This window comes from Desulfosporosinus sp. HMP52 (assembly GCF_000765145.1).
GTDB lineage: Bacteria > Bacillota > Desulfitobacteriia > Desulfitobacteriales > Desulfitobacteriaceae > Desulfosporosinus.
In genome coordinates this window covers 11,650-24,192 of sequence record NZ_JMGA01000002.1, presented here as the reverse complement: position 1 = coordinate 24,192, position 12,543 = coordinate 11,650, and the positions used below count along the sequence as shown (strand labels likewise).

The 12,543-nt window shown below is 40.9% G+C and carries 11 protein-coding genes and 3 riboswitches; of the genes, 5 read left to right on the top strand and 6 right to left on the bottom strand.

Annotation, left to right across the window (positions count from 1 at the left end; all coding sequences use genetic code 11):
• Window positions 1-87 precede the first annotated feature (87 nt).
• From DP73_RS00615 to DP73_RS00595, 5 genes are all read right to left on the bottom strand, one after another.
• Entirely contained in the window at window positions 88-1,575 is a 1,488-nt protein-coding gene (locus tag DP73_RS00615; protein ID WP_034596686.1) for an alkaline phosphatase, read from the bottom strand.
• 214 nt (window positions 1,576-1,789) lie between these two features.
• Entirely contained in the window at window positions 1,790-1,969 is a 180-nt protein-coding gene (locus DP73_RS00610) for a hypothetical protein (protein WP_034596684.1), read from the bottom strand.
• Window positions 1,970-2,388: 419 nt separating this feature from the next.
• A riboswitch (cobalamin riboswitch) is annotated at window positions 2,389-2,572 on the top strand.
• A gap of 334 nt (window positions 2,573-2,906) precedes the next feature.
• Entirely contained in the window at window positions 2,907-3,764 is an 858-nt protein-coding gene (locus DP73_RS00605) for a metal ABC transporter permease (protein WP_034596683.1), read from the bottom strand.
• Window positions 3,748-4,563, bottom strand: coding sequence for a metal ABC transporter ATP-binding protein (locus DP73_RS00600; RefSeq protein WP_034596682.1), 816 nt, complete (start codon window positions 4,561-4,563; stop codon window positions 3,748-3,750). The genes DP73_RS00605 and DP73_RS00600 overlap by 17 nt, the downstream gene beginning before the upstream one ends.
• A complete protein-coding gene (locus DP73_RS00595) occupies window positions 4,560-5,489 on the bottom strand; it encodes a metal ABC transporter substrate-binding protein (protein WP_034596681.1) in 930 nt (309 codons plus the stop codon). Before DP73_RS00595 ends, DP73_RS00600 begins: the two co-directional genes overlap by 4 nt.
• A gap of 241 nt (window positions 5,490-5,730) precedes the next feature.
• Here DP73_RS00595 and DP73_RS00590 point away from each other — a divergent pair, with 241 nt between their 5' ends.
• The 3 genes from DP73_RS00590 (at window position 5,731) to tsaA (ending at window position 7,130) form a co-directional block, all read left to right on the top strand.
• A complete protein-coding gene (locus DP73_RS00590; RefSeq protein ID WP_128751356.1) occupies window positions 5,731-6,192 on the top strand; it encodes a Fur family transcriptional regulator in 462 nt (153 codons plus the stop codon).
• A 160-nt stretch (window positions 6,193-6,352) separates the two neighbouring features.
• Window positions 6,353-6,553, top strand: coding sequence for a CooT family nickel-binding protein (locus DP73_RS00585; RefSeq protein WP_014901452.1), 201 nt, complete (start codon window positions 6,353-6,355; stop codon window positions 6,551-6,553).
• Between the two features lie 13 nt (window positions 6,554-6,566).
• Entirely contained in the window at window positions 6,567-7,130 is a 564-nt protein-coding gene (gene tsaA / locus DP73_RS00580; RefSeq protein WP_034596679.1) for a tRNA (N6-threonylcarbamoyladenosine(37)-N6)-methyltransferase TrmO, read from the top strand.
• 240 nt (window positions 7,131-7,370) lie between these two features.
• On the opposite strand, the gene DP73_RS00575 is transcribed toward tsaA, so the two are convergent.
• Window positions 7,371-8,174, bottom strand: a complete 804-nt coding sequence (locus DP73_RS00575; RefSeq protein ID WP_034596677.1) for a manganese catalase family protein — start codon at window positions 8,172-8,174, stop codon at window positions 7,371-7,373.
• A gap of 241 nt (window positions 8,175-8,415) precedes the next feature.
• Window positions 8,416-8,526: riboswitch (cyclic di-GMP riboswitch) on the top strand.
• Window positions 8,527-8,901: 375 nt separating this feature from the next.
• Here DP73_RS00575 and nhaB (DP73_RS00570) point away from each other — a divergent pair.
• Together nhaB (DP73_RS00570) and nhaB (DP73_RS00565) are read left to right on the top strand one after the other, a co-directional pair.
• Window positions 8,902-10,431, top strand: a complete 1,530-nt coding sequence (nhaB, locus tag DP73_RS00570) for a sodium/proton antiporter NhaB (RefSeq protein ID WP_034596676.1) — start codon at window positions 8,902-8,904, stop codon at window positions 10,429-10,431.
• 59 nt (window positions 10,432-10,490) lie between these two features.
• Window positions 10,491-10,594, top strand: a riboswitch (cyclic di-GMP riboswitch).
• 165 nt (window positions 10,595-10,759) lie between these two features.
• The gene (gene nhaB / locus DP73_RS00565) at window positions 10,760-12,289 is read left to right on the top strand and encodes a sodium/proton antiporter NhaB (protein ID WP_034596675.1); all 1,530 of its coding nucleotides are present in this window, start codon (window positions 10,760-10,762) and stop codon (window positions 12,287-12,289) included.
• Window positions 12,290-12,543: the final 254 nt, after the last annotated feature.

Genomic DNA, 12,543 nt, shown 5'->3' with positions numbered 1-12,543 from the left:
CAAGGTATCAGTCCTAAGGGGTTTGGACCCCTCAGGACTGATACCTTATTTAAACAGCCGATTTATTGATTTCATCTTTACAGACGTTTACTTCGCCCGTGCACTTTTGGTAATCGCAGACAGTTTGTTATAAATCTTAGTATTATCATAGTACCCGCCAAACATCTCTGAACCGGTACCTACAGCATAAACCGGTACGGGTACACCTGTATGGGAATAGGAGGAGAAGCTTAGTCCTGCTCTGTTATTGATGATATGAGAGAGCGTCACTGATAAGGGGTTATAAGTCCCATAAAGGACACTTTCTTGATCATTTGAAGGCTTTGTATCCGTTGACATAAACTTTGCAAAAGCGTTGCTCAGCAAGGATGATTCGTAAGAAGTCAGAGTGGCTGTATCTAAGCCATAGGCCGCTTTAATCTTATCACTTAAATCTTCCAGCTTTGGATTGGCAGGATTAGTTTCTTTGTACTGTTTACTAATTTTGTCAAATTCCTGATAAGACATGGTTACCGGCTGAAGCTTCTCGAAATGGGTACTGTAGCCTGTCAGAGAATAACCAATAGTCATACCGCCGCACTCGTGGTCAGCCGTGACAAGAATTAAAGTATCCTTAGGATGGGCTTTGTAGAAATCAAAAGCAACTTTCACAGATTCATCAAAAGCGATGGTATCATAGATAGAAGCTGTGGCATCGTTGGCATGATTGGCCCAGTCGATTTTTCCTCCTTCTACCATCATAAAGAAACCTTTTTTATTATCTAATACTTCAATTCCCTTTTTGACATAATCAGCCAAGCTGAGTTCCTCTGCCTCGCGGTCGATTTCATAGTCTAAAGCTGTCTCATAATCATCCGGATCAATGGCCACAACTTTGCCTGAACGGTTATTTAGAGTCAGGATTTCTTCTTTAGTATTCGCTATGGTATAACCGGCTTGCTCGACTATTTCATAGATAGATTGATCGGCGCCCTTAGGCCCTTTTTTTTGATCAAAATCGCCGCCGCCAAAATAATCAAAGCCACTGGCTGCCAGTTGTTTGCCAATTTCATAGGCATCATTTCTATTACTGACCTTAGCATAGTAAGCGGCGGGAGTGGCGTGAGTGATGGGAACGCTGGTTACAATACCAATCTTATAGCCTTTAGCCTTTAAATCTTCCGTGATGGGCGTGTAAGTCTTGGTTTTACTTTCATCCATATTTATGACGCCGGACAAAGTTTTCTGACCTGAAGCGAGAGAAGTAGCCGTAGAAGCAGAATCGGGAATAAAGGAAGAAGAATCCTGAGTCATAAGGGCACCTTGAACAGGATACTTAGTAAAGCTCAATTGCTCAGGAGAAAGCTTTCCAGGCAAAGATTTTTCACCCAGATACATTTCCGCGCTGCTGACTTGGGCATAGCTCATGCCATCTCCGATAAACATAAAAACATATTTTGGGGTTTTTCCTTGATAAACCTCCTCCTTCGCTGACTTTGCTACCCCCAGGTTCGGCTGGGCAGCCAAAAGGGATATAAGTACTGTCCCAATAGTTAATATAGACACGATACTTTTGGAATGTTTTCTTTTGAACATTACTATTTACACCTCCAAGAAATTTTCTTTGTTATTGTATAACACTAGTATTAAGCACTGATTATGCATTTGTAAGAAAACTGTTATTTTTTTCTATTTCAATATAAAATGCGTTGGTTGAGAATCTCTCTTCTCTCACCAACGCATTAATCCCATCTTCATTCAATTCTCTACGGAAGCAAATCCCGTTGTTTTCCGTAAATATCTTAAAGATCTATCCTTCTTGACGAACACCAGATAATTCTTCCAGCTCGTCTTCAATATCCATAAGCAGCACCAGCCACCGAGATCGCTGTTCTTTTTCCGATATGAGTTTTCCTAAAATGTCTACTCGCTTATGGTGTAATATTTTTTTGCGATCTTCTAACTCTTTAACTTTATCTCGTTGTCTCATCGTTTCGTCCCTCCTAATTTTAAGTAAGTTGAAAAGAACCATGGAACTGACGATATCCAAGATGCCCTTCACGGTTCGAATATTTTTTATTTCGTAATTTTTATAATTCTACAAAAAATTCAAAATTCCTTCTTTCTTTTAATAAATTTTAAAATTTTCTGTTTAAGTTGCTCTAAACCCTTCGTTTATACTTTTTTATTTAATTTTTTTAAAATAAAGATAAGCGTCCTCCCTTACATTTATAGTAATAAAGAGGGCGCTTTTGAGATAATTTCTAACCACCGATTCCAATCTACCATTATGAGTTCCAAGTTAATAGGGACTCTCATCATGAGGCACAAAAATAAAAATATTTAAATATTTAGTCTTCTCTGGATTCATTGACAGTAAAATTAACCTGTGCTACGCTTTTATCTAGCTTAATATTTTGTTCAACAAGTACACTTCTCGACCATATACCGAGAGAAAGTGTTTAATAGGGAAGTCAGTTTGATTCTGACGCGGTCCCGCCACTGTAGTAGGAGAAATGCCTTGTGCTGTGTGCAACACAGACGCCTAGGATACTCCTAAAGCCAGGAACCTGCTTGTTTGACCTTTAACCCCCACGAAGGATGGGCAGGTTAGATATTGTAATATATTTATAACCTCCTGCCTTTGGCTGTTAGGAGGTTATTTTATTCTTTTGCGAGCTTTCCACGAAGCTTTCAAAACCTTCCTGCATCTTACGTGCGACAATGATAACTCATACTCGCCAAGGAAAGTTAGATCCTTCTGGAATATATCTACTTCAGCCTTAATGATTTTGTGATCTGACCGTCACAATTTTGTTGGGGCTGATATTATTTTCCATAGCCTGCAGAAAAGGAGTTAAGGCAAAATGCCCCTGAAATCCTTAATTTCCATTATCTGGTGGCGCCTTCGGCAGTGGCAGAGAGGTCTACCCCAGCCTTAACTTCAAACCAAAGGTAAGAGCAAAAAATCCTGATGTAATCAGAACAATGGTCGCCCCGGTAGCTGTTCCCCAGAAGTAGGATAGGATTAACCCAGAGAGTCCGGAAACAAGGGCAATCAAGACGGAATAGATATGATACTGTCTCATATTCTTAGCAATATTTCTGGATGAGGCCGCCGGAATAACTAGGAGAGAGCTAATAATCAAAATTCCTACCCACTGGATAGAAATAGTTACGATAACCGCCATCATAACAGCAAATAAGTACTCGTACTGTTTAACCTTAATTCCTCTGCTCCGGGCTAAGGATGGATTCATACTCGCTAGGAGAAGCTTATTAAATATAAGAACCCACAATAAGATAACCAGAACAAAAACCATTCCAAGCAGCAATAAATCCGTAGGGCTGATACTCAAGAAATCCCCGATCAGATATCCTGAATATTTATTGAATCCCCCGTTGCGAGTAAGGATTACCAAGCCCAAGGCAACAGCTGAAGATGAAAAAACCCCAATGATGGTGTCGGTAGAAGCTGTATTTGCTTCTTTAACGACAAGAATAGCAATAGTTATCAGTACTGAAAAGAACATCATTGACCAAATAGGTTTTATATTCAAGAGAGGAAATGCATTTCCCAGAATTACTCCAATGGCAATCCCTGTTAAGGCGGAATGCCCCAAGGAGTCTGAGAAAAAGGCCATCTTATTATTAACGATCATGGTTCCCAATAAGCCAAAGATTGGAGTTACCAATAAAACACCCAGAAGGGCATTTTTCATGAATCCATACTGCATCCAGTCAAAAGGAAGCAAAAAATCTACTAAGCTATACCAGAAGTGCATTAGCCACCCTATCCTTCTCCACCCTTTGGAAACGATTTGACCAATCTAACCCAAAGGTTTGAATTACTTTTTCATTAGTAAAGACTTCCTGGGGAGTCCCACAGCATTCTATTGTCTTATTATTGACGAAGGCCACTCTATTCGCGTATTCGGCTACCAAATTTAGGTCATGGGACACTAGAATGATCGATAAATCATAATTCTTTCTTAGCGTCGAAACAGTTTGGTAGAATAATTCTAAGCCCTTTTGATCAATGCCTGACACTGGTTCATCCAGCAACAAAAGATGGGGAACAGGATCAAGGGCCAGGGCTAATAAGACTCTTTGCAGCTCGCCGCCTGATAGCTCCCCCAGTCGTTTGTTGATAAGATGCTCTCCATGAGTTAGAGCTAAACTTTCTCTGACACGATCACGGATCTTTTTAGGATAAGTAAACCAGATAGGGAGATTCGTATGGGCAGCCGCAAACAAATCAAGAACACTGGTTGGAGACGTAGAATCTAAATCCAGCTTTTGGGGAACATAGCCCATAGAGGGCTTTGTGGTTCCGTTGTTAGCATCAAGAAATTGAAGTTCTCCCGTATGAGAAATTTCTCCTAAGATAGCTTTCAAGAGAGTACTTTTCCCTGCACCATTAGGACCTATGACAGCCGTTAAATCTCCACAATGAATGTGAAGATTTACGTTCTTCAGTATTTCTATTCCGCTGCGCTTAACCCCAAAATTATTTATTTTTGTACAGCATAAACTTGATTCGCAAATTTTACAATCGGAATTTACACAGATTGGATGTTTCATTTCAGCGCCTCTTGTAATGTGATAAGATTTGCTTCCATAAGATTAATATAAGCATCGGCTTCCATTGGCCCGGTTACGATGGGATCAAGCGTATAAACTTTAGCACCGGTCTCATTGGCAATAGCTTCAGCGGCCTTAGGATCATATTGCGGTTCAGCAAATAATGCCTTTATTTCTAAACCCTTAATCTGCTCGATGGTTTCACTTAATTCTTTGGCACTCGGTGCTGAACCCGGCTCTCGTTCAATTACCCCAACAGTCTTCAAGTTGAACTCTTTAGCAAAATAAGGGAAGGCCTCGTGAAAGGTAACAATATTTCGTTGCTGTACTCCATCAAGTGCTTGATGCATTTTAGTTCTTAATGCTTCAAGCTTCAGGACATAGGCTTTAGTATTTTCCTGATATTTTGCAGCATTACTAGGATCCAGGGCGGCTAGTTGATTCCCGATAGTTTGAACCTGGGTTATGGCATCGGTAATACTTAACCAAACGTGGGGATTTGCTCCTTCATCCCCTTCACCTTCGATTAAGGATATCCCCTTACTAGCTTCAATAATTTTGAGATCCGGAAGTTGATTTGTTATTTTATCCATAAAGGACTCCATGTCTGCTCCATTGATGACTAAGATTTGGGCACCTTCTAAATTTTTCATATCGTCAGGCGTTATGGCATAATCATGTAAGCATCCCGTGGTAGCTTTTGTTAAACTTACTACATTTACATTAGGGATATCCTTAGCAACATTTAACGCAAATACATACATCGGGTAGAATGACGCCGCTATGGTTATAGCTCTTTCGTTCTTTGTATCTGTGGTTTGACTGACTGTAGGCTTAGCATCGTTATTTGAACCACACCCACTTAACAGTAAAACCAACATACTTAACAAGACCATCCATAGAAACTTCGGCTTCTTCACAAACATAAAAATACCCCTTCCGCCACTTGCAACTGCCTTGCATTTGCATTTCTTTAAGTAGATTATACTCTATTATCTATAATTGTAAACCATTATTTTACTTCTTAATCGCTGTGGATCCCAGTAATACACCAATTTGTCAGCGAATGGCTCAATATACATCCCTGCTAACAATTAATCGAGTAAATATTGCTAAAATATTAAAAAGGATTAAAATGAACATAATAAAGCAATTGAAGAATAAGGAATGATCTTGTTGGACGAAAACTCAAAATATAAGGAATTGCTTAATCGGGAGGGTATTAAAAGCACACGCCATAGAAACGCTATTCTTGAACTCCTGGAAGAATCTGAATTTCCTTTGACTGCAGAACAATTATTTATAACCTTACGGGATAAGACAGCCTCAATTGATCTATCAACAGTCTACAGAACCCTCGATACTTTTGCCTCAAAGAACTTAATTATTAAATCCAATAGGGCAGATGATGGTAAAGCTCTCTATGAACTTAATCACAATGAGCATAAGCATCACCTTTTATGCGTAGGCTGCCACAAATTAATTTCTATTGATGACTGTCCCATAGGAGAACTAATGCAAACCTTGAAGAATAAGATAGATTTTGATATTACCGGACATAAACTAGAAATTTACGGCTATTGTCATGATTGTAAAAAATTTAACCACACCCTTTCTTCTGACGCATAAGGAAATAAATCATTTTTAGGTTGAGCATTAGGCAAATATTTTGCAGGATATAATTTTTGGTTGTCGAATAGATGGATTAAGCTTAAGTTCAGAGACAAACTATTTTGAATAAGCCCTAGGTTGTTTATTTATATACTTAAAAATAAAGGAGTTAACGATAATGTGTGAAGCTAATGCCTATCTTAAAGAAGGCGAAACTGAAGTAATGTTCATGGAGTCAGTCGATGTGATTGAACCTTACGAAAACGGCTTAAAGCTTATCGACATCTTTGGAATGCAAAAATTCATTCAAGCTAAAATAAAAGATATGACCCTGCTTAACCACCGAATTGTTTTAGAGAAAATCGATAATCCACTATAGGGAGGAGTCGAATATGACCGTTACTTTGCAATCCATCGGTACTATTCACACACCATATTTCACACTAAATACTCCTCAACAGCCCATACCAAATGCACCCGGTGATTTCTGGATTACATTAAATCCCGACTATACACACGCTCTAGAGGCCTTAGAAACTTTTAACTATATCTATGTGCTCTATCACTTTAATCAAGTAACTCCACCCATCGAAATGCTTACCCGATCCCCTTGGGCCCCAGAAATTGAAATTGGGCTTTTTGCCAGCCGTTCTGCGAAAAGGCCCAACCCTTTGGGTTTAAGTGTTGTTAAGCTAAAAGAAATACGCGGCAACGAGCTAATTATTTCGGGAATCGATGCCTATGACGGAACTCCAGTACTAGATATCAAGCCGTATATTGGCTCCCTAGACAGCAAAGAGGATGCTAATAATGGTTGGCTAGATGCTCTTCCTGATAGAAAACATACTATGGCTCATGCCCTGGGCCTTGCCCATAGCCATAGCCACAATCATGACCATCATCATGAACATGAACCCCTGAGACATGCAAAAAATCTCCATAGTCATAATGACTAGGTTCATCAAACTTATTGAATCTCGCACCAATAATACTAATCCGCAGTTTATGGGCATTGAATTTTCTTATCTTAAAAATTCCATGTTGACGTCTAGCAAACGAGTTCACTGAAGCATAACCTTAGTCCAAACTAAGTTAATAGGAAGCTAACGAGCAGAAAAAAGCGAGAGGCTAAATGGCATTCTATTGCACATTTAGCCTCTTTGACTATCAAAAGTCTATTTTGGGGACTTACTTATTTAATGTTTTGGATTAGGCTGTGGTTGGGAGTATTGTGGGTTATTCCGCGTATTGTCATTATATCCAGGCTGAACTTCCCTAGCTCCCGCTGGTTGAGGGTCTTTACCATACTGAGCAGGTCCACCATATTTCTCATTAGGGTTTTCTTCATAAGAAAACTCATTACCCTGGTTCCATGGCCCTCTGCTGTCCCCTTGACCTGTTGACATATTCATGTATTTTTTTGAGAAATCGGAATCACGGAAGTCTTTGTTTACTCCTGTTCCTTTTATTGTCTCCAGTGCTTGCATGAAGGAGAAATTATGGGATTCCTCACGACTCAATAGGAATCGAATCATATCTTTCACACCGGCATCGTCGGTTTGTTGAAGAAGACGCTCATAAACCAACTTAGCTCTAAGTTCCGCTCCGGCATTGGAAGAAAGATCTGTATAGAGATCACCGGTGGAATTTACAAAGGTGGAGGTCCATGGAACTCCTGCAGAGTTGATTAGAAGAGGGCCGCCTCCAAGTACAGCCATATGATTTGCCGAAAAGTCTTTAGGAATATTGTCGACGGGGCCAATCAGCATCGCCAGGCACTCACCCACCATCTCTAGATGGCTTAATTCTTCTGCAGCAATGTCTTGGAGCAAATCCCGAATCTTTGGATCATTACACCCTAAACTCTGAGAAAAATACTGCATGGCTGCTTTTAGTTCACCATTGCCACCACCAAATTGCTCAAGTAATAATACAGCAAACCGAGGATCCGGTTTATCCACATGTACGGTATATTCCATATCTTTTACATGTTTAAACACCTAAAAAACCTCCTTTTATTAATGATTTTTATAATCCTAAAAATGCTTTTGCAACAACATTTTCAAGAGATAGTATCTGATTTACACTTAACTTTTATCCATAGTATATAGGAATTTGTGATTACGATTTTTTTGTTTTGGTAATAACTTAAGTAAATGCCAATTATTATACTTGACGTTTAAAAGAAACATTTGGTATACTACGAATGATTTTGTAATCCGTAAAAATTAAATAGTCCAAGTTCGGTTGGGGTAAACTTCGCGAAAGCGAAGGACGCTAAAGTCATGGGTCTAAGGCTATATTCAAAGCTCTGCTAATACCTTTGAGGGCTATGATCGCCAGACTACAAGCACAGAACTTCTCAGGGGAGAGCGGTCTTTTTAGGTTGCTCTCTTCTTGTTTAAAGAAGAAGACTTCATCGAAGATTGATTTACTATTGAGCATTATTCTTATACCGACGTCCTAGTGGGGATAATCGAAGTAGTTATTTAGTTTTTTTAAGGAGGTAATTGTACATTGACTTAATTGTTGTGTAATTTTTATTCGACCTACGGACTTATTCTTACATCATGTAGTAGTTGATCTTACGAACTGTGGAGTGATACGCAAGTTCAGCAGCCTTAATGCAAAGTGTGGTATTCGATAACATGCTACAAAAGTCACTAACCTGTAAATATTCATAATGTTACTAAGGGATATAGAATTCTTATTTTAGAGGAGGGGCATATGAAACAGATAGGTAACGGACAGGTGAAACAGATGGGTATCGGACAGGCATTCAGTGCAAATTTTCTGGGTCACGCTCCGAACTGGTACAAAAAAACAATTCTTGCTTTTCTGGTGTTAAACCCTATTTTGATGTTTACCGCCGGTAAGTACATTACCGGGTGGGTCTTGATTGTCGAATTTATTTTTACCCTGGCCATGGCGCTAAAATGTTATCCACTCCCTGCGGGTGGACTTCTTGCCATCGAAGCCGTTGTGATTGGGCTTACTAACCCCCATTCCATCTATCACGAAGTTGAACTGAACCTGCCGGTTATTTTGCTTCTGATGTTCATGGTTGCCGGGATTTATTTTATGAAAGAAGGTCTTGTGTATCTATTCACCAAGATCCTTACTAAAGTACACTCTAAAGTAGCCCTAGCTTTCCTGTTCTCTATAATGGGCGCAGTTCTTTCCGCTTTTCTGGATGCCCTGACCGTAACGGCGGTGATCATCGCCGTGGCCTATGGGTTCTACAACATCTTCCACAAGTTTGCTTCCAGCGAAAAAGTCTACGAGACCTATGACATCAATCACGACCATATTATTGATGACATATACCAAGAAGACCTAAACCAATTCCGTGGTTTTCTGCGCAATCTGATGATGCATGGCGCTGTGGGTACTGCCCTGGGCGGAGCAACAACACTGGTTGGTGAACCGCAGAACCTACTCATCGGCTCCATTATGAAATGGGACTTCGTTGATTTCTTTTTAAACAGCGCACCTGTGTCCATCCCGGTACTGATCGCTGGTCTTCTGACCGCCATTGCCCTTGAAGTTACTAAATTTTGGGGGTACGGCTATCAACTTCCTGCGTCTGTTCGAAAGGTTATGGAAGATGATGCAAAAGCCAAAGATGCTGCCATGGATACCCGCGGACGTATACGCCTGATTGCTATGGCTGTATGCGGCGTCCTACTGATCTTCTCCTTAGCCTTGCACCTGGCAGAAGTCGGTATTATTGGTCTGATGATTATCATCCTGCTGACCGCTTTCAACGGGGTTATTGAAGAAGGGCGCATCGGTCATGCTTTTGAAGAAGCAATGCCCTTTACTGCGCTGCTGATCGTATTTTTCTCCATCGTGGCAGTTATTCATGACCAGCATCTGTTTACGCCAATCATTCAGTGGGTACTGCACCTGGAAGGCCAGGATCAGCTTGTCGCTTTCTTTGCGGCGAACGGTATCCTTTCAGCAATCAGTGACAACGTATTTGTGGCTACTGTCTATATGACCGAAGCACAGAAAGCCTTTGAAGCCGGCGGCATTGCCTTAGATCATTACAACAAGATGGCAGTTTCCATCAACATGGGGACAAACATCCCTTCCGTTGCTACACCAAACGGTCAGGCAGCGTTCCTGTTCCTGTTGACCTCTGCCCTTGCTCCGCTGATTCGCCTGTCTTACATGGAAATGGTGAAACTAGCTCTGCCCTACACCATCGTTATGTCTATTACAGGTGTGCTGGCAACAATGTACCTGTTGTAAGCCTAAAGGTATAATATTGTAGATATTGTAATATATAATTATAACTAAATACTCGTAAACTTCGGTTGGGGTAAACTTCGCGAAAGCGAAGGACGCTAAAATCATGGGTCTAAGGTGCTAATTTCACACACTGAAATTACGCTAGGATCGCCAGATTACAAGCAGGAACTTCTCAGGGAGAGTAGTCATCTTAGGACTACTCTCTTTTTATTTTGGGAATGTTAAAACACAATATATGGAGGTGTGTTAAATGCTTAATAACTGACCTGTGAATATCACAATGTTGTTAGTCAAATATAGCATTTTATAATTTTTGGAGGAGGGGCATATGAAACAAACGGGTAACGGACAGGTGAAACAGATGGGTATTGGAGAGGCATTCAGAGCAAATTTTCTGGGTCACGCTCCGAACTGGTACAAAACAACAATTCTTGCTTTTTTGGTGTTAAACCCTATTTTGATGTTTACCGTCGGTAAGTACATTACCGGTTGGGTTTTGATTGTAGAATTTATTTTCACCCTGGCCATGGCGCTAAAATGCTATCCACTCCCTGCGGGTGGACTTCTGGCCATCGAAGCCGTTGTGATTGGGCTTACTAACCCCCATTCGGTCTATCACGAAGTTGAACTGAACCTGCCGGTGATTTTGCTTCTGATGTTTATGGTTGCCGGGATCTATTTTATGAAAGAAGGTCTTGTATACCTATTTACCAAAATTCTCACCAAAGTACGCTCTAAGGTCGCCCTGGCCTTCCTGTTTTCTATTATGGGTGCAGTTCTTTCTGCCTTTTTGGATGCGCTAACCGTAACGGCGGTGATTATCGCCGTGGCCTATGGGTTCTACAACATCTTCCACAAGTTTGCTTCCAGCGAAAAAGTCTACGACACCTATGACATCAATCACGACCATATCATCGATGAAAAATATCATGAGGACCTGAACCAATTCCGTGGTTTTCTGCGCAATCTGATGATGCATGGTGCTGTAGGTACTGCCCTGGGCGGAGCAACAACACTGGTTGGTGAACCACAGAACCTACTCATTGCCTCCATTATGAAATGGGACTTTGCTGATTTCTTTTTAAACAGTGCACCCGTGTCTATCCCGGTACTCATCGTCGGTGTTCTGACCGCTATTGCCCTTGAAGTCACTAAGTTTTGGGGGTACGGCTATCAGCTTCCTGAATCTGTTCGAAAGGTTATCGAAGATGACGTAAACGCCAAAGACGCTGCCATGGATACTCGAGGACGTGTACGCCTGATTATTATGGCTGTATGCGGCGTGATGCTGATCTTCTCCCTGGCGCTGCACCTGGCAGAAGTCGGTATTATTGGTCTGATGATTATCATCCTGCTGACCGCTTTCAACGGGGTTATTGAAGAAGGGCGCATCGGTCATGCCTTTGAAGAAGCACTGCCCTTTACTGCGCTGCTGGTCGTATTTTTCTCCATCGTTGCAGTTATTCATGACCAGCATCTGTTTACACCAATCATTCAGTGGGTACTCCAACTGGAAGGCCAGGATCAGCTTGTCGCTTTCTTTGCGGCAAACGGCATCCTTTCTGCAATCAGTGACAACGTATTTGTTGCTACTGTATATATGTCCGAAACACAGAAAGCCTTTGAAGCTGGAGGCATTGCCCTGGAGCATTATAACAAGTTGGCAGTTTCGATCAACATGGGTACAAACATCCCTTCCGTTGCTACACCAAACGGTCAGGCAGCGTTCCTGTTCCTGTTGACCTCTGCACTTGCTCCGCTGATTCGTTTGTCTTATATGGAAATGGTAAAACTGGCTCTGCCCTACACCATCGTTATGTCTATTACAGGTGTGCTGGCAACAATGTACCTGTTGTAATCTAATAGTTCTAATTCAAAAAAACTTTATCAAACACATGACTTATTTAAACAATAGAGAGTGTCTATGCTGACACTCTCTTTTCAATGCTCAAATCTATTATTCTTTCATGGTGTAATCTTACATGGAGTAAAGAGTATGTCAAATTAGACTCAAGAGAACTTCTTATAGTAAAACGCTTGTGTTAAGAGCGGGTATTCAAGTTTAATGGCGATACTTGAATACAAAAAATGGTAATGCGGCAGAATACTCCA